The sequence below is a fragment of the Clostridium sp. Marseille-P7770 genome, from assembly GCF_902143525.1.
Classification (GTDB): domain Bacteria; phylum Bacillota; class Clostridia; order Lachnospirales; family Lachnospiraceae; genus Pilosibacter.
Window position 1 is genome coordinate 442,580 of record NZ_CABFVC010000001.1, and the last position, 18,750, is coordinate 461,329.

Annotated in this window: 16 protein-coding genes and 1 riboswitch; of the genes, 2 read left to right on the forward strand and 14 right to left on the reverse strand. The window is 49.7% G+C overall.

Features of this window, described 5'->3' with window-relative positions; all coding sequences use genetic code 11:
* Positions 1-99: 99 nt before the first annotated feature.
* From mgrA to FN001_RS02080, 4 genes are all read right to left on the reverse strand, one after another.
* On the reverse strand, positions 100-1,089 hold the full coding sequence (mgrA, locus tag FN001_RS02065; RefSeq protein ID WP_142410861.1) for an L-glyceraldehyde 3-phosphate reductase: 990 nt from the start codon (positions 1,087-1,089) through the stop codon (positions 100-102).
* 149 nt (positions 1,090-1,238) lie between these two features.
* Complete coding sequence (locus FN001_RS02070) at positions 1,239-1,961, reverse strand: NAD-dependent protein deacylase (RefSeq protein ID WP_118297326.1); 723 nt, start codon at positions 1,959-1,961, stop codon at positions 1,239-1,241.
* A gap of 104 nt (positions 1,962-2,065) precedes the next feature.
* Positions 2,066-3,091, reverse strand: a complete 1,026-nt coding sequence (locus tag FN001_RS02075; protein WP_118531551.1) for a GNAT family N-acetyltransferase — start codon at positions 3,089-3,091, stop codon at positions 2,066-2,068.
* Between the two features lie 3 nt (positions 3,092-3,094).
* The gene (locus FN001_RS02080) at positions 3,095-4,024 is read right to left on the reverse strand and encodes a DUF2156 domain-containing protein (RefSeq protein WP_118321860.1); all 930 of its coding nucleotides are present in this window, start codon (positions 4,022-4,024) and stop codon (positions 3,095-3,097) included.
* 354 nt (positions 4,025-4,378) lie between these two features.
* Between FN001_RS02080 and FN001_RS02085 the strand changes: the two genes are divergently transcribed.
* Positions 4,379-5,338: a bifunctional 4-hydroxy-2-oxoglutarate aldolase/2-dehydro-3-deoxy-phosphogluconate aldolase gene (locus FN001_RS02085; protein WP_118531547.1), complete on the forward strand. Its 960-nt coding sequence runs from the start codon at positions 4,379-4,381 to the stop codon at positions 5,336-5,338.
* Positions 5,339-5,458: 120 nt separating this feature from the next.
* On the forward strand, positions 5,459-6,484 hold the full coding sequence (locus FN001_RS02090) for a sugar kinase (RefSeq protein ID WP_021905128.1): 1,026 nt from the start codon (positions 5,459-5,461) through the stop codon (positions 6,482-6,484).
* 223 nt (positions 6,485-6,707) lie between these two features.
* Here FN001_RS02090 and FN001_RS02095 read toward each other — a convergent pair whose 3' ends face one another.
* The 10 genes from FN001_RS02095 to FN001_RS02140 form a co-directional block, all read right to left on the reverse strand.
* Positions 6,708-7,343: a GNAT family N-acetyltransferase gene (locus FN001_RS02095; protein WP_117468983.1), complete on the reverse strand. Its 636-nt coding sequence runs from the start codon at positions 7,341-7,343 to the stop codon at positions 6,708-6,710.
* Between the two features lie 2 nt (positions 7,344-7,345).
* Positions 7,346-9,376: a M28 family peptidase gene (locus tag FN001_RS02100; RefSeq protein WP_243121917.1), complete on the reverse strand. Its 2,031-nt coding sequence runs from the start codon at positions 9,374-9,376 to the stop codon at positions 7,346-7,348.
* Positions 9,377-9,489: 113 nt separating this feature from the next.
* Positions 9,490-10,365, reverse strand: coding sequence for an SseB family protein (locus FN001_RS02105; protein WP_142410625.1), 876 nt, complete (start codon positions 10,363-10,365; stop codon positions 9,490-9,492).
* A gap of 136 nt (positions 10,366-10,501) precedes the next feature.
* Positions 10,502-11,884, reverse strand: a complete 1,383-nt coding sequence (locus tag FN001_RS02110; protein ID WP_142410626.1) for a L,D-transpeptidase family protein — start codon at positions 11,882-11,884, stop codon at positions 10,502-10,504.
* Positions 11,885-12,355: 471 nt separating this feature from the next.
* Positions 12,356-13,606 (reverse strand): M20/M25/M40 family metallo-hydrolase, encoded by a 1,251-nt coding sequence (locus FN001_RS02115; RefSeq protein ID WP_118297332.1) that lies wholly within the window; start codon positions 13,604-13,606, stop codon positions 12,356-12,358.
* 242 nt (positions 13,607-13,848) lie between these two features.
* Complete coding sequence (locus FN001_RS02120; RefSeq protein WP_142410628.1) at positions 13,849-14,361, reverse strand: nitroreductase family protein; 513 nt, start codon at positions 14,359-14,361, stop codon at positions 13,849-13,851.
* 112 nt (positions 14,362-14,473) lie between these two features.
* Positions 14,474-15,673 carry a cation:proton antiporter gene (locus FN001_RS02125; protein ID WP_142410629.1) on the reverse strand — a complete coding sequence of 400 codons (1,200 nt, stop codon included), beginning with the start codon at positions 15,671-15,673 and terminating at the stop codon, positions 14,474-14,476.
* Between the two features lie 274 nt (positions 15,674-15,947).
* Positions 15,948-16,021, reverse strand: a riboswitch (Fluoride riboswitch).
* A gap of 91 nt (positions 16,022-16,112) precedes the next feature.
* Positions 16,113-16,877 (reverse strand): amino acid ABC transporter ATP-binding protein, encoded by a 765-nt coding sequence (locus FN001_RS02130; RefSeq protein WP_118297335.1) that lies wholly within the window; start codon positions 16,875-16,877, stop codon positions 16,113-16,115.
* A gap of 18 nt (positions 16,878-16,895) precedes the next feature.
* Complete coding sequence (locus tag FN001_RS02135) at positions 16,896-17,555, reverse strand: amino acid ABC transporter permease (RefSeq protein ID WP_118297336.1); 660 nt, start codon at positions 17,553-17,555, stop codon at positions 16,896-16,898.
* Positions 17,556-17,811: 256 nt separating this feature from the next.
* Positions 17,812-18,675: an amino acid ABC transporter substrate-binding protein gene (locus FN001_RS02140; RefSeq protein ID WP_142410862.1), complete on the reverse strand. Its 864-nt coding sequence runs from the start codon at positions 18,673-18,675 to the stop codon at positions 17,812-17,814.
* Positions 18,676-18,750 lie beyond the last annotated feature (75 nt).

Genomic DNA, 18,750 nt, shown 5'->3' on the forward strand with positions numbered 1-18,750 from the left:
GTTCTGTCTCCTGTCTTTTTTCCGTCCCAGACCAGCAGTTACAGTACATGGGCACTCCATGTCCGCGCACTGTAACTGGAAAAAGTAACGACCAGCAGCCTATGCCAGAATTTCGTCAATCCTCTTCAGCTCATCCTCGGAAAAAGCTGTATTTTTTAACGCCGCAAGACTATTGTCCAGCTGGGAAACCCGGCTCGCTCCGACCAGGACCGTCGTCACCTCCGGCCGGCGTAAGATCCATGAGATCGCCATCTGCGCCAGTGTCTGACCACGCTCTGCAGCAAATTGATTTAATTGTTTGATTTTTTCTAATTGTTCATCCGAAAGGTATCTCTGTGCGACGGTCGTTCCTGCACGCGAAGCACGGGAGTCCGCCGGGATCCCCTTCAGATATTTATCCGTCAGCGCACCCTGCGCCAGTGGGGAAAAGCAGATACAGCCGACGCCGTTCTCATCAAGCGCGGAGAGCAGTCCGTCCTCCACCCAGCGCTCCAACAGGTTGTAGCGCGGTTGGTGGATCAGACACGGAGTTCCGTTCTCCTTTAGGATCTTCACCGCTCTTCTCGTCTCTTCCTCTTTATAGTTGGAAAGTCCGACATAAAGTGCTTTTCCGCTGCGGACGATATCACTGAGCGCACCCATTGTCTCCTCAAGAGGCGTCTCCGGGTCCGGTCTGTGGTGGTAAAAAACATCCACATAATCGAGTCCCATACGTTTCAGGCTCTGGTCAAGACTCGCCATCAGATACTTTCTGGACCCCCAGTTGCCATACGGGCCCGGCCACATATCATAGCCGGCTTTTGTGGAGATCACAAGCTCATCGCGGTATGTACCGAGGCAGTCCTTCAACGCCTGGCCAAAGTTTTTCTCCGCAAGTCCATTTGCCGGATGACCATAGTTATTCGCGAGGTCAAAGTGTGTGATCCCGCAGTCGAACGCATGACACAGAATCTCCTCCTGGTCTGCGATTGTCTTCTCCAGTCCAAAATTCTGCCACAGTCCCAGCGCGATCCGCGGGAGTTTTAACCCACTTCTTCCACAGCGCTTATATTCCATCAAATCATAACGATCTTCTGCTGCCTGGTACATTCTGTCTCCTCCCGTCTCCTGACGGACCATATCTTTTCCTTTCATCGTATGAATCCCTTATGTATGTTTCCGGCTTTTTCTATTCCATCATAAACACCTGCAGTCCCTGTTTTCAGGTCCTTTATTTTTTGTATCCCCGATTTCCGTACTCAGACTCCGACTGCATCCCCGAGCACTTCCCCGATCGGTCCGCTGATCACAAGGTCGGCGCGGCTGTCCATCGGCGTCACCGACTTGTTGATCAGGATCAGCTTATGTCCTCTGTAATAATCGATCAGTCCTGCCGCCGGATATACAGTCAGGGAAGTTCCTCCGATGATCAGAACATCCGCATTTGCGATATAATTTACAGACTTTTCGATCGTCTCCGAATCCAGTCCCTCTTCATAGAGCACAACATCCGGCTTGATCGTTCCTCCGCAGGTACATTTCGGCACACCTGTGGAATTTAAGATCGCATCCAGACCGTAAAATTTTCCGCAGCGGGTACAGTGATTTCTGAGGACAGAACCGTGAAGTTCCAGAACTTCTTTGCTTCCCGCCTTCTGATGGAGTCCGTCGATATTCTGCGTTACGACTGCCTTCAGCTTTCCCATCTTCTCGAGCTTTGCCAACGCTTTGTGCGCCCGGTTCGGCTCCGCATTCGGGAACAGCATCTTATTCCGGTAGAACCGGTAAAATTCTTCCGGCTTTCTCATATAGAAGGAATGGCTGAGGATCGTCTCCGGCGGATAATCGTATTCCTGGTTGTACAGTCCGTCTGTACTCCTGAAATCCGGAATATGGCTCTCCGTGGACACACCTGCCCCACCGAAAAATACAATGTTGCTGCTCTCATCCAGCCACTTTTTTAATGTTTCCCGCTCTGTCATGACAGATCTTCTCCTTCCTATTATAAAAGTATTCTCAATCAACCGTTCACAATTTCACATATCCGCCCGATATCACTCCGCACCTGTCCCCCGTGAGTCCGGTATCACACGACTTCGTCCAGGAACACTCCATGGAACGGCTCGATAAATTCCCCATATGGGATCTTCTTTACCTGAGCCGGCGTCCGGTATCCGAATAACCACTCCGTGAGTTCCGAGATCGTCAGGACCTCCATCTTGCCTTTCGCGATAAACCTGGATTCCTGCGTCATCCTGGAACCATACTTCGTCAGATGCCATAGCCACGCCCCCTGATTCTGAGGAACGAAAAGGTCGTTGATCCCGATCTCCACTGTCACCTCGTCCTGAGGGCAGTCTTCTGAGAGGTGGATATTTGTCACAAACTCCGGCATGCAGACGATCCTCGCCATGATCGCCGGTTTCTGCCCCGCCTCACTCCGGTAGTGCTCTCCGGTATAGAGATAACGCATCTCCCGCTCCTTTAAGCCCCACTCACTCTGCATTCCGATAAACCAGTCGTCGTCGTAGAGCAGTGTGCAGGTTCCGTTCTCGCTGGCAAGTTCTTTCTCCATCCGCTGTAAATATGCCTCATCACGGATCGCAAAGACCTCATATTGTCTCTTTAACCACGCTGTCTGCCATTCCGCAAGATCTGCTCCAAGTGTCTTCAGATCACATGGCTCCCTGTGGATATGGGGATTATATTTGAGGACCCAGCGCGGCTGATCATAAATATACCGGAAATCATACGGGCGGTACAGGGATTCCCTTGCAGGCATCAGAAACGTAAACGGCATGCGCTCTTCCTGCATATCCCGCAGCATCGCCAGCATGAGACTTCTCATATACCCCTTATGGCGCTCAGAAACCAGCGTTGAGACACCGACAATGTAATCACAGACCGCCTCATTTCCCCGCATATAGATCCGGTACGGATTCCGGTGGATCATAGACACGATCTCACCGTTTTCCTCCCGTACAAGGACCCGGTTGTCCTTCATCTTTTCCTTAAAATAATAATCACAAAATTCCGTGGAATCTTCCGGGAATGCCTCTCTCCAGAGATCCAGACATCTTCCCTTTTCTTCTGTCTCCAAATACCGTATCATAGTTTACTCCGCGCTTCCTGCCTGATAATCGAGCTGCTTAATCCGATACTTTCTCGCAAATCCCATCGGCGCATAGGACATCTTTGCCTGTCTGAGCCCCGGAAGACCCATATCGTCCTCACGGTTTACGATCTCCGCGTCCGGGAATTCATGGATCAGGAACTGCTGGTTGATCATCTGGTAAAGACCCCGCATCTCCGGATTTGCCTTTTCAATATGAATGATCGCCATCTTTTCCTTACTGTTATAGCTTCCGATCGAGAACGCCTCTAACTGGTCATCCACATAGATCCCGCCCATGCGGACCGATAACATCGAACAGTTTCTCAGGATCTCATGGATCCCTTCCACTTCATAATCCAGATGTCCCTCGACTTCCTGTCCTTTTCCTTCTCTCCATTTGTCCAGAAATTTCCATACCTCACAGCCGTCGGAACAGCAGAGAGTCCTGTATTCATACCGTCCGTCATATGCCTTCTTAAAGGCGTTCAGGTTATTTTTCTTCTTGTGGAGCGCCTTTCCGGACAGTGTCTTTAATGCCTCAGCGCTGTAAAGATAGTCCTTCGCGTCCGGGAGTTCCGTCACGGAATATCGCTCAGCCGGGAGATTTAAATAGTCCACAGCTTCCTGATCCGCAAGATAGATCTCCAGCGGCAGATGAAGATTTTCATTGAAATACCGTTCGATCTCATTGAAATAGTGGGGCATATCCTCGATCGCGCATACCGGAAGAGACGCATACATCTTACCCATGATCTTCATCGTCCAGAGAACTGCTCTGTCGTCTCTCTCGCAGAAGTGGACATGATAATAGTCCGCCCAGAGGAAGTTGTCGAGCATCACGCTGTCGCATGTATTGTCGTGGCGTCTTCCGTAATACTTGCTGAGCTTCTCAAAATTCTCAGCGCTCAGCTTATGAAACTGTATATCCATATATTATTATTTTTTCCTTTCTAACCTGCTCATCATCTCTCGCAGCTGTTTTGGCCGGCGTGTTAAATACACAAACCCATCAGGCAGCTGCCTTTTTTACTTTTTATAGTTTACCACACTTCCATTATAAAATGAAGCGATTTGTTTTTCGGCAGTTTTACTCAGAAAATCCAGTAAAATTAGGCTTTTTCGCTATTGACAATTTGAATCGCGTGAGTATAATCTAATTTAGATGATACCGCAATGCGAAACATAGTTCCGCATTATGAAACTCGGTATTAAAACTCAATATGACTTGATTATTGACTAAAACTGAATTTCCTAAATTTATAAAAACAAAAGGAGACAGGAATCATGAACGAAGTTTTAGAGAAGATCCAGAAAATTGGTATCGTTCCGGTTGTAGTTCTGGACGATGCAAAGGACGCAGCACCGCTTGCAAAGGCACTTTGCGAGGGCGGTCTTCCGTGCGCTGAGGTTACATTCCGTACAGCTGCAGCAGAAGAGTCCATCCGTATTATGGCAAAAGAGTTCCCGGAGATGTTAGTCGGAGCTGGTACTGTTCTTACAACAGAGCAGGTTGACCGTGCAGTAAACGCCGGCGCAAAATTCATCGTAAGCCCGGGCTTAAATCCGGAAGTTGTTAAATACTGTGTAAATAAAGGAATTCCGGTAACTCCGGGTACTTCCAACCCGAGCGACGTTGAGATGGCTATCTCCCTTGGTCTTGATGTTGTTAAATTCTTCCCGGCTGAGGCTGCTGGCGGAATCAACATGATCAAAGCTATGGCTGCTCCGTACACACAGATGAAATTCATGCCGACAGGCGGAATCAACGCTAAGAACATCAACTCCTACCTTGCATTTGACAAGATCCTTGCTTGCGGCGGAAGCTGGATGGTTAAGAAAGACCTCGTAGCTGCCGGTGAGTTCGATAAGATCCGCGACCTCACAAAGGAAGCTGTTCAGACAATGCTCGGCTTTGAGCTTGCTCACATCGGAATCAACTGCGACAACGAAGCTGAAGCTGAAAAGACTGCTGATGCATTTGACGGTCTGTTCGGATTCACAAAGAAAGTTGGCAACAGCTCCGTATTCGCAGGAAAAGCTGTTGAGGCTATGAAGTCCAAAGGACTTGGCGCAAAGGGTCACATCGCTGTTGCTACAAACTCTGTAGTAAGAGCAAAGAACTACCTTGAGATGATGGGCTACAAGTTCAACGAAGAGTCCGCTAAGTTCAAAGGCGACAAGATGACAGCAATCTATCTCGCAGACGAGATCGGCGGCTTCGCAGTACATCTGGTACAGAAATAAGCTTCATCTTCCGTTATAAAAATCGTAATTTATACCGCGTAACCAGGGACTCTGCTAACCGCTTTCCCTGCTCCGCGCGGTCCATGACTATAAATCATATTAATTTTAAGGAGAATCCTCATGTCCAAGAGAGTTATTACATTTGGTGAAATCATGCTCCGTCTCGCTCCGGAGGGATACTATCGTTTCGTTCAGGCTAACAACTTCGGCGCAACATACGGCGGCGGCGAGGCTAACGTAGCTGTTTCCCTTGCAAACTACGGTTTTGACGCAGCATTCGTTACAAAGCTTCCGAAGCACGAGATCGGCCAGGCAGCTGTAAACGAGTTAAGAAGATACGGCGTTGATACTTCCACTATCACCCGCGGCGGCGACCGTGTAGGTATCTACTTCCTTGAGAAAGGTGCTTCCCAGAGACCGTCCAAGGTTATCTACGACCGTGCACATTCCGCAATCTCCGAGGCAACTCCGGAAGATTTCGACTGGGCTAAGATCTTCGAGGGCGCTGACTGGTTCCACTTCACAGGTATCACACCGGCATTAAACGACACTGTTGCTGCTATCTGCCTTGAAGCATGTAAGAAAGCAAAAGAACTCGGCATCACTGTTTCCTGCGACTTAAACTACAGAAACAAACTCTGGACAAAGGCAAAAGCAGGCGAAGTTATGGGCGAGCTCTGCAAATATGTTGATGTCTGCATCGCAAACGAAGAGGATGCTTCCGATGTATTCGGTATCAAAGCTTCCAACACAGACGTTACAAAGGGCGCTGTAAACCACGAGGGCTACAAGGACGTTGCAAAACAGCTTGCTGACCGTTTCGGTTTCCAGAAGGTTGCTATTACGCTTCGTGAGTCCATCTCCGCTAACGACAACAACTGGTCCGCTATGTTATACGATGGCAAGGACTACTACTTCAGCAAGAAGTACGCTATGCACATCGTTGACCGTGTAGGCGGCGGCGACAGCTTCGGCGGCGGACTGATCTACGCTTGCTTAAGCGACATGGATGCTCAGAGCATCATCGAGTTCGCAGTAGCTGCATCCTGCTTAAAGCACTCCATCGAAGGCGACATGAACATGGTTTCCGTAGACGAAGTTAAGAAATTAGCTGGCGGCGACGGATCCGGACGTGTACAGAGATAATCAAAATCTTTGATCCTGCATCACCTGTATATCGGGTGATGCGATCATGAAATAGTTGCCCAATTTGCCAATAAGGGCAAGTTTATTCCTCAATATATACCATAAAAATAAGGACCTCAGCGGCTGCCAATCGCTGAGGTCCTTGTTTTTTATCTGTTATGAAATTTCCTGACCGTTTCCGGTGCACCGCAGAGCCGCCATGGCCGGATAAGTCCTCTTTAGGTTACTGAATTTCTCTCACCAGGCAATACTGCTTCAGTCCCATGCCTTTCTCCACGATCCCGAACACCTTAAATCCGAAATGTGCGTAGAACGCCACATTCTTCTCATTGTGCGTCTCCAACGAGATCATCATCCGGTGCTCTCCGGCATACCGGATCGCATCATCCATCAGTTTTTCCGCAACCCCGTGATGCTGTACACTCGGACTCACCGCAAGATAGATGATATGTAAGCGGTTTTCCTGGTGAAGCTGGGCCGTCCAATGGGAGTTTAAGTAGTCGCGGCCCTTGATAAAGTTCCAGAGCGTCTTTAAGCTCTTGTCCTCCTTGATCAGATACTCATCTGTCTTTAAGGACGCCCACGCTTCTGTAAGGTAAAAGCGGACCGGATCATATTCCTCCGCCTCATCGGAGACGACCAGGAGTCCATTTAACTCCGGGCTGTCCGCAAAAATTTCACATGTCTCATAAAACTCGTTCAGATCACACTCAAAAAGTTCCGGCATCAGCCGCTTTCTCGTCTCGGCATCCGGGATCAGAGTCTCATAAAGCGGGTCTCTGGCAAAACATTCTACCAGCATTTTCTGGAGCCGGGGCAGATCTTCTCTCTGTACCCGGTACAATATCTGGCTGTCCATAACTAAAAATCCAACACCTCTTTCGCTTTTTTTAACCCGCCCGTCAGGGTATCCACGGCCTGGGTCATATATCTTATGTCATCGTCAAAGCAGGCAAGCTGCTCTTCCTCCATTTTTTTCAGTGCATAAAGCTCTTCCGACACGTCATGTCCGCCCTCGGCGATCTTCTTTTTGAGACTCTTGACCTCTTTCGAGAGATCCACATGATGGACGATCCGTCCAGCTCCCCACTGCAGCCGGTCTTTTTCCTGGTTCAGGACATATTCCGTAAAATAGTGATATACTTCATCGTCAAACTGGAACGCATACTGATTGTTGTCCACCAGGTACAAGGCGTCAAGAGCCCCTCTGACGTCCTTATTTTCCAGACTGCGCACTGCATCGCCGATATGGCGCAGATTGCTCTGGGCGGCCTCGTGGGGGAACAGGACCTCATCGTGCCAGTTGAGACGGACAAAATAGTCCTGGCATTTGCGGAACAAATACAGGAGCTGCCTCTGAAGCGCAGCATATTTGTTCCGCAAATTGCATTCATCGTCCCGGGAGATCTCATTAATCTCTTTCACTCTTTTATATACCGCATCCGCGATCTTCTTCGCCTCTGCCGTCCGCTCCAGCAGGATCCTGATGCCCTTTTCATCTTCCCGGCCAGTAACCGGTCTGACGCTCTCCTGGAGCGCCTGAAGCGTCCGTCCGACATTCACCGGAGCTACTTTTACCCGGTCAAACGCCATGACGAGAAGTCCGTAGAGCTCATGGTGAAACTGAAATACATCCGCATTATAATACTCGTCATTGTCAAACTGGGAGTGGTAATGTGTCTCCATGAACTCCGCACTGCTGAATTCATTCACCATCGACGGGATTCCTGAGATCGCGACGGAAAAATCATCCGACCAGGTCTCGATCGGGCACTGGACGCCGAGACCTTCCGGGTAGACCTTTTTTGCGTCCACCGGAAACTCTTTTACAAATTCCTTCAGAAAATCCTCATATTCATAGGTAGACCGGATCGCATCCCACGGATTATGCGCATAGGCCGGAAGCTCAAAATTCAGGTCCGCGATCACCTTTCCCTGCCATTCCGGCCGGATCTTAAAGACCTGCTGCCATGCCCCCGTCGACCAGTCGTACTTGGAGTTTTCAATTCCCCACTCTTCCGCCGCCATACAGCAGAATACGATGGTCTTTTCCGGCTGATAGCCGATCCTTAACAGCGTCCTTGCGATCCCGAACATCAGCGCGATCGCACAGTTGTCATCCTGGAATCCGTCAAAATAGGAATCATAGTGGCCGCTGAGCAGGATCATATCGTCCGACTTTCCCGGGATCGTTCCCCATACATTGTAGGCAGGCATATCTTCCTTCACGACAGACTTTGCATCAAACTGCACTGTAATCCGCGGAGTCTCTTTTAACGCAGTCTTCAGGATCTCCGCATCTTTCTTTGACATGGAAAATGCCGGGGCATCCTTTGGGCCCGCGATATCCTGGGCATTGAGCGCCTCGCTGTCGATCTCCGCATAACCGTTATCCTGAACTGCGATCACCGCCGCTGCACCCTTTAAATGAGCCTGATAGACCGGATAGTTGATCCACCACTCATCTCTCTGGTTGATGTCCACCATCACAAGACATCCCGTCACATCCACGCCGTCGTAGTCCGCTTCCTTTCCGCGGCCTGCGTAGACCAGTGGATATTCCTTCCATCCGTCCGTCACAAACTCCGTCTGATAGGCGCCGAGCTGGAATTCATGTTCCTTTCCATCCCGGTCCGCAAAACGCAGGACTGCCTTCTCGAACTCCCAGGAATCCAGGCAGAGTTCATCTTTATGGATATCTGCAAGCCCGATCCGCTCCATTTCCTCTTTCAGAAATTCCCCGGTATCAAATTCCGCTTTCGATCCCGCTGTACGGTAACCAAGGACCGGATTGCTCTTAAACTCCTCCATCTTTTTCGCCAGATGGTAGGAATAACCGATATCCACCGCTTTTAAATATGCTTCTTCGATCTTCCTTCTGTCGCTCTCCACAGCTGTCATCCTCCTCATCCCGCGCAATCACAAACTCCGCCGCATCCTGCGCACTATTCCCAGTGACGCGAACACGCCGGAGTCTGATCCCGTAACAGAACCGTTACTTTTATTTAGTTTTCAGTCTTGTTCTCAGCTTCGGCTTCTTCCTGTGCTCCGGCTCTCTCGCTGTCCGCCTTCACTTCCACCTGAGTTGCCTGGACCTCTTCCGGTGTGCCTGCCTGTGCAGCCGCTTCCGGATTCGGCACGGTACGCTTTGTGATCGGCATCTGAAGGTTTACGCCGAACGGGTTTACAACAACGCCCTTTGCCTCTTTTACGAGGATGCTCGGGATCTTGTTCGCTGTAACCGCGATCGCCTTAAACTGGTTTTTCGCATTGAATTTGCCGAACTCGATGATATCTGTAAAGATCGGCTGGTACGCATTGCCGTTTTTCTGTTTTAATAACGGAACGCCGCTGCCTTCCTGGAATGCGGTAATGTAGGTTCCCTTGGTGAAGTCCGCAAGGATCTCCTCCTGCATTTCCTTTAATTCTTCCGGCATCGTCTCAAATTTCTGTCTGCGGAGCTCCTGCATGAAGTACAGGGCTGTCAGATGAAGGCTCGGATTCTCGATCCATGTCTTCTTCTCGTCTTCCGGAGCATCCGGCTTATTCTGGCCAGGACGGCTTACGAGTTCCGGAAGCTGGATCCGGCACTCGCTATCCATGTACTGGTCCACCATCAGGCAGTTCACGCCCATCGTGTAAAGGTTTCCGTAGAAGTGGAGCATCTGGTTCGCATCCACTTTTGCGATCTGTACCGGGATCTTTTCTTCAACCAGGCGCTTACCTTCGCGCTTAACATCTTCCTCCGTGAAGTAGATCAGGACTTCATCATCAAATGTCTCCTTGTCGCATACCACATACGGCATTCTTGTGCACAGAGACATGATCACATAGATCTCCTTCGCGTTTCTTAACTGATTTAAAACCTGCTGTTTATCCATTTTTGTTTTCCCTTCCGGTATTTTCATTCCTGCTGTTTATCCCAACAGTTTTCTATTATTTTTTCGAATTCCAGATGCGCAGGATCCGCTTTCTCAGTTCAAACCCCACTCACTCTCTCATACTCTGCAAATTTCCCTAGTTACAGCAGATGATCGGAATTCCCTTATACGCATTCTCATAGACCTGCGCTGCTACTTTCGGCGGCAGATTGATGCAGCCATGAGAACCATTTGTCTGGTAGATCGTACCGCCGAACTTGCTTCTCCAGTTCGCATCATGAAGTCCGATCCCGCCGTTGAACGGCATCCAGTATTTTACAGGAGTCGCGTAATCTTCTCCCTTTAATACGCGGTCTGTCTGCTTATAATACAGCTCAAACAGTCCCGGAGGCGTCGTATAATTCTTTGACATGTTTCCGGATACGAACGGGCTGTCGATGATCACTTTTCCGTCCTTATAGAAATAGAGATGCTGGGTCGCAAGATCCACCTCGATATAGGTCTGTCCGAAGTCATATCCGTCGTGGGTCGCACCGCAGCTCTCGTAGATCGGTTCCCGCTCGGTCGTCTGGCATGCTTTCACAGCCGCTACCAGCGCATCCGTCTCTGCAGCCTGATTGATCTTCCAGCCGTATTTTCCATATACGACAACATCGCGGCCGGATGTCGTCTTATATTTGTGGTTTCCGTAAGTGTCATACTTGTCCGCTAAAGATTTCACATATGCAGCGGCTTTCTCACGGTCCACCTGAATCTCATTTCCATTTGTCCCGGTCACCCATTTTGCCAGCTCCATACCATCCAGAGTCTCTTTCTTTGAACCGAAATCATAAGTGATCTTGATGTCCTTATACGCATTTAAGGTCGCACAGAGCTGTACCAGAGCTGCGTCATCTGACTTCACCGTTACTTTTTTGTAGCAGTCATGATCTGTCAGTTTGATCTGCTTTTTCTGGTTTAAAAGCGCATCCTTGACAGCTGCTTTCAGCTTGTCCATATCAAGCTCATTTCCCTGAACTTCCGGAACGATCGTAAACGGTTTTCCTTCCTCATAAGCAGAGATATACGCATTCGAGGTCGGTGTTGCCGCCGTTACACAGTGCAGATTTGCAAGCGCGGCGGCAAGCTTCTCATCGTCGACCGTCGCCTTCACAGTCACGGTATAACTCTGGTCAGAGCCCGGTCCTGTCTTTCTTCCTGCGTCATTCTGCTCCTTTAAAATATCATCAACGCTGCCGGTGACATCCAGATGATATCCAACATCTGTTCCCTTTAAGGTCTCCAGATTTCCGTCCGCGTCCTGTATTTTAATCTCGTAATGCTCGTTGAAGTAGCCTTCAAGATAGCCTTTCGCCTGTGTCGCTGTCTGCTTTGACACATCTACCGCATTGATCGTTGTGCCGCGCACAAACTTGACCGTGTCCGTATCAACAACAGCCGCCATTGCAGGAAACGCGGTTCCCACCGCCAGCATACCGATCACAGCGCCGGTCGGAAGAAGCATTCTTAATTTTTTCATGTTTCTGTCCTGCCTTTATTATTTTTACAATTGGGCTTATGCAAGCAAGCTTGCTTTGGCATCCCACAACGTGGTGGATTGCTCTCTTCTTGAATGCCTGCGGCCTTCAAGAAGCTCCGGGCGTCGCCCTTATGCAGCTTTTCACCCAGAATTGCTTATGCAAGCAAGCTTGCAACACAATTCCGGGTAAAAATCTGCGCAATCCCAACTGTTACCATCTATTGTAGCTAACCAATAAGAGGGTGTCAAGGTGATTATTTCTTGCTTTTTCCTTGCTTTTCTACGGCAAAAGTGTGGCTCTAAAGTTCATTCCGTATTGCAGAACAAATCCCTAGATTTCCTGTTCCGTAAAAACGAAACGCAGGTCCGTCCACATAGGACAAACCTGCGCTGTTTCGATCAGAATATAACAATTCCGTACCTTTTTCTGACATTCTTATGTAACTGCGAGAGTACTGAACAGTTACGATCTTATTTCTCGATGATACTTTCCACTACATCCGTTCCTGCGCAGAGAAGTGCCAGGAGCAGTGTCTGCTGGCAGCCCTTATAAGCTCCCTCGACTTTAAACTGCTCAGACAGCATATGCGCATGGATATCGTAATCTGCGCCCATTCCGAGGCAGACGGCCGGAAGTCCTGCTTCCAGTGCACGGTTGCAGTTTGTAGAACCGCCGTTTCCGAGCTTCGGCTCCGCACATCCAAGGTACTCTGCTGCCGCCATCGCGCCCTCTACGATCGGTGCATGCGGATCCTGGTGGCCGGCATTGACATCACAGATATGTTTTACGTCATATGTGATGGTGTCCATACCCCAGCGCTCGGTCTCCTCTTTGCATGCCTCATCGATTGCATCAAAGATCTTCTTGCGAAGTTTCTCGAGTTCTTCCTGGGAGTTGGAGCGGAAGTTGAAGCGGATCTGTGCGACCGGAACGATCGCATGGACAGCCTCAAAGCTGCCTGCCTGCATCGTTGTAACCGCAAACGTGGTCATCGGCTCCTTCGGAACCTGGATCTCAGCGATCTTTGCAATCGCGCGTCCTGCCGCATGGATCGGGTTCGCAACCTTTGCAAAAGCTCCGCATGCATGTCCGCCGACGCCATGGAAATTGATCTCATATGTCTGGATTCCGGTTGCCTCGTAGGTGATCTCCTCAAATCCCGGTCCGTCAACGGAGATGCTGGCATCCAGCTCCGGATGATGGTTTACATAATATTGCATTCCCTTTAAAGCGCCGGTTCCTTCTTCCTGGACCGTTCCGACGAACTGGATATCTCCCTTTGTCTGGATTCCGGCTGCGTTCAGCGCACGGATTGTTGAGAGGACCGTCGCACATCCTCTTGTGTCATCCACGATGCCCGGGCACTTGATAAAACCGTCCTCACGGACGATCTCAAGCTTCGTGTCAAGCGGGAATACCGTATCCATGTGACCTTCCACAAGGACTGTCTTTCCGCCGCCGGTACCTTTCCGGATACCAACGCAGTTGCCGTACTCGTCGATATGGCAGTCGGTGAGTCCTTCTTCCTTAAACATCTCAAGAAGTCTCGCAGCTTTCTTCTGCTCATGGTTCGTCGGAGCCGGGATCAATGTCAGCTCGATCTGTTTGTCGATCACGGTATCCTGGTCCTCTTCCATGAACTGTAACGCTTTCTGGATCTTTGCATCCTTTGTCAGGGTGTCAAATTTCTTCTGAACCTTTTCGGAAACTTTGTATTCCATATCTGTGTTCCTCCATTTTTTGAATGTCCTGCCGTGTGCACACATGGGCAGTCGTTCTATGCTGTCTGCCTGTGTACCACAAAAAGCTCCTCCTGCGTATTTTTTATACGTACAAAAGTTTTCTTCGCGCGCACACGCAGGTGAAAAGGCAGGTCTGTCACTTTTCACCCTGACAGACCTGTTTTCCTTCGTATTCTTATTCTAATACCGTTCTGCAATTCTGCGAATCCCGGACATCAGAACTACAGGCGAACCACCATCTCATCGATCGGCATTCTATCTGCGTGAAGTCTTGACGGATGTGCCGTCTCCGCCGGATAACCGAGCGGGAGCATCGCTGTCGCAACGAGTCCCTTCATCTCCGGGAATGTCTCATGAAGCTTTTCCTGGCTGAACATGCCGACATAGCAGGTTCCAAGACCGAGATCCGCAGCCTGCAGCATCATCTGGGTCGCTGCGATCGTTGCGTCGATCTCGCCGTGGTTCTTCATATCTCCCTCGCGGTTCCAGGCCTTCGTCGGATCATATGCAACAACCAGGATCACCGGTGCGTGGAACTTGCATGCGGTGCACTCTTCCGCTTTTTCCAGTGCCTCTTTGCTCTGCATCACGAGAATTCGCTGCGGCTGAAGGTTATGAGCCGTCGGTGCATTGTGGCCTGCCTCCAGAACCTTCTCCAGCTTTTCTGCTTCGACCGGACGGTCGCTGAACTTTCTAAGCGAATATCTCTCTGCACATAATTTTTCGAAATCCATTGTTCTCCTCCTGTCAGTTTCTGAACATCTATTTTCCTACTATCTTTGTGCCATTCATTATATCTCATCATTCCCGTTTTGTGAACCCTGAAATGTTCTCTGGATGTTTTTACTATTCCTGTCTTTTTAACAGGCTCCGATACGTCATATCCATCCCGATCGCCCCGAGCGGCGCCGTGATCAGGATCGCGAGAACCGCCACTGAGAGAACAATCTGTCCGCAGGAAAGCCCCATCGCCATCGGAACAGAACCGATCGCCGCCTGGACTGTTGCCTTCGGCAGATACGCGATCACGGTAAACAGGCGCTCTTTCTTGTTCAGCGCGGTTCCCGCCATGCACACGCAGACTCCGGCTGCCCGAAAAATAAGTGCAAGCAGGATCATCACCACAGCCGCGCCTCCTGCAGTCGCCGTATACCGGATATCCACTGCAGCGCCGACCATCACAAACAGGACTACCTCCGCTGCGATCCAGAGTTTTCCAAACTTCTCTGAGAGTCTTCCGGAAACCGATTTCGGACATTTCATTTTGAGGACGCATGCCATGCTGACAACCGCAAGAAGTCCGGAGACGGAGACATACGGTTTTGCCCATGTTTCCACCGCCATCAGGAGAAACGAAAGCCCGAGGACCACAATGACTTTCATGCTGTTTCTCACATAATGTTCCTTCGCATAAGCGGTCTCAAAGAAAAGGCTGAGAAGATACCCGACAGCAGCGCCCAGCAGGATTCCGAGCACAATGGACACCGGAATATTCAAAAACTGCATAAAATCTGCCGTTCCTCCCTGTGCCATGCCGGCAAATGTGGAAAACAGGACGATCACGAAGATATCGTCGCACGATGCCCCGGCCAGGATCATCTGCGGGATACTCTTTTCCGTTCCATATCCATTTTCCATCAGCTGTACCATCCGCGGCACAACGACCGCCGGGGAAACAGCCGCGAGGACCGCACCCATGACAGCAGACTCAATTCTCGTTATCCCCAGGATCATCGGAGCGCAGAGAAGATATCCACAGATTTCAAAACTCGCCGGTACAAAAGCCATCATGACGGCCGGACGCCCGACTTTCTTCAGATCCGCAAGGTTCAGGGAAAGTCCTGCCTTTAACAGGATGATGATCAGCGCGATCTGGCGAAGTTCCGAGGAGATCGATAAGATCTTATCATCGAGAAGTCCCAGGACATGCGGTCCCAGGATGATGCCGGTAAACAGCATTCCGATAATGCGCGGCAGGTGAAGATATCCGCAGATCGCCGCCGCGGAAAGTCCCACCAGAAAGATCAGTGCAAGTGATGTCAACATAATTTTTCTCCTTTTTTCTGCAAAAATGTGCCTTCCACGATTCTGCCTTTATTTAGGGAACTGTTCCATGCTTAAAATTCCATTTTTAAAGTTCCTATCCCATACGAAACGATTGCTCCCAATTTTATTAACGAGAAAATATTTTCCCGAAAAAATGTGCCTTTTTGCGCGGCAGGAAGTTCCATCGGAATTTCCTGCTGCACAAAAAAAGAGCTGACTCTCCTGTGATTTAAGCCCCGCAACACACGCTAAAAAGCGCCGTCCCGGACAGCCCGTCATCACAGAAGTCATCAGCTCATCATAAGCGGTTCTGGTTTCCCATGGGAGAACTTCATTCCCGTCGAAGATTATACAATACCTATCTCCGGTTGTAAATCATATTTTTCAGTTTATCCTATAACTGGGTTTTCCCGATGTTTCACATTCCAGATCGCAAATCCTACAGGATCTCCCCATATCTTCCGAGGAAACTCTTCATTCTCTCATTGTCAGAGGAGAATACCTTCTCCGGCGTTCCTTCTTCCACGATCACGCCGCCTTCCATGAAGATCACGCGGTGGGAGATATCTCTCGCAAACGCCATCTCGTGGGTGACGATCACCATGGCGATATTTAAATCTGCCAGGGAACGGATCACCTTCAGCACCTCCGCCGTCAGCTCCGGATCGAGCGCAGAGGTCGGCTCATCGAAGAACAGGATCTTCGGGTTCAGCGCCAGGGCTCTTGCGATCGCCACACGCTGGCACTGTCCGCCGGACAGCTGGCACGGATAATAATCTTCTTTGTCCGACAGACCCATCTTCTTTAAAAGCTCTCTCGCTTCCTTATATACAGTCTCCTTATCGCGCTTCTGAACATGGATCGGTGCGTCCGTGATGTTCTTTAAGACCGAATAATGCGGGAACAGGTTAAAGTTCTGGAATACGAGGCCATACTGGCTCCGGATCTCCTTCATTTCCTTTTTGTCCGCATAAACGACACGTCCGTCCTTGTCTGTCCATGCAGCCTTTTTCCCAAGATAGACGATCTCGCCGCCATCCATTTTTTCTAACATCGTCGCACAGCGAAGCAGCGTTGATTTTCCGGATCCGGATGGTCCGATGATGGATACGATCTCGCCCTCACCGATGCTGATGGAGATATCTTTCAGCACGGATAAATTTTCAAATGATTTTTCCACATGATTTAATTCTAACAGATTCATGATCCGAACACCTCCATCCTACCGGTAATAATCCAGTTTCTTCTCGATCCACTCCATAACGACCGCCACGATCAGGTTGAACACATAATAGAAGATTCCGGCTGCCACAAACGGGATCATGTTTGTCTGGGAAGCCGCCAGCGCCTTCGCGATCGAGAACATCTCGGCAACGCTCAGCGTGAACGCCAGAGAAGTATCCTTCACAAGTGTGATAACCTCATTCGTGATCGACGGCAGGATCCGCTTGATGACCTGCGGCAGAATGATCTTGAAAAATGTCTGTGCTTTATTGTAGCCCAGGATCTGTGCTGCCTCATACTGTCCCACCGGCATGGACTGGATGCCGCTGCGGTAGATTTCCGCAAAATACGCGGCGTAGTTGATCACAAAGCCGATGAATGTCGCTGTCAGACGATAGCTGCTCCCGACTTTGATATGGAACAGATAGTATGGTCCGAAATAAACGACCATCAGCTGCAGCATTAACGGAGTTCCACGCATGATCGAGATATAAAATTTTACGATCATGCTGATCACGCGGTTTTTCGACATGCGCCCGAACGCTACAACAAGTCCGAGCGGCAGGGAGAACAGCAGCGTGATCACAAAGATCTGCGTACTGATCAGCATACCGCTTCCGAGCTGAGCGATCATCTGCCCGATTGTCATTTTACCCATACGATCTTACCTGCTTTCCTTCATGGTTTCACGGTCCATATCATCTGATCGTGCTTTTGTAAAGTTTCTTTTTAAACAAGACAAATTACGGGAACTGTCAACCGGTTCCCGTAATCTGAGTCCTGCATTCATTTTATATGATATTGACATATGTGTCAAATATCATTTATTTATGCGAACAACGAGCCAAAGTCCGCGCTTACGCGGGACCTTGGCGACTGTCGCGATAACAAGGGGAAACTCGCAAAGCGTGTTTTTACTTGTTTCCGATCGTTGTAACGTCCTCACCGAACCACTCATCAGAGATCTTTGCAAGTGTTCCGTCTGCTGCCATCTCCTCTAAAGTTGCCTGAACCTTGTCTCTTAACTCTGTGTTGCCTTTCTTGAAGCCAACACCGTACTCTTCCTCGGAAAGGGAATCGTCAAGGATCTTGAAATCTGCGTTTCTCTGTTTGATCTGATATCCTGCAACGATAACGTCCATCGCTACGGCATCAACGGCGCCCTGTTCCAGATCCATGAACGCTGTGTTGTAATCAGCCGTTGTTAAAAGCTGTCCGAAGGTGTTTGTGAGGTCCGGATTTTCCTTTAATGCTGCCTCAGCGGAAGAATCTGCCTGTACCTCCACATTCTTTCCGGCGAGATCAGCCTGGCTCTTGATATCAGAATCGTTTGCTACAATGAATACCTGCTTGTTTGCCATATACGGCTCAGTCCATGTGTAATCATCCTCACGGCCTGTGATCGTAAATCCGTTCCAGATGCAGTCGATATTTCCGGACTCAAGCTCCATATCCTTGGAGTCCCAGGCGATCGGCTGTGCCTTGTACTCTAAGCCAAGACGTTTTGCAACTTCCTTTGCAAGGTCAAGGTCGAATCCTGTGTACTCTCCATCATCACCAACGAATCCCATCGGCGGGAAATCCTGGTCGAAACCAACGATCAGTGTGCCGCCTGCTGTCTTTGTCTCCTCTGCTGCGGATGTATCAGCTGCGGTTGTCTCCTCTTTGGACTCAGCAGATGTCTCTGCTGCGGTTGTCTCTGTCTTTGCTCCGCCGCATGCTGCGAGGGAAAGTACCATGGCGGATGCCATAACTGCGCTTAATAATCTCTTTTTCATCATAATTTCCTCCTCTTATCTGCCCGTGATCCGGCTGCCCGGACCAGCTTTTTGTCATATCCGAAAACCGGCCGC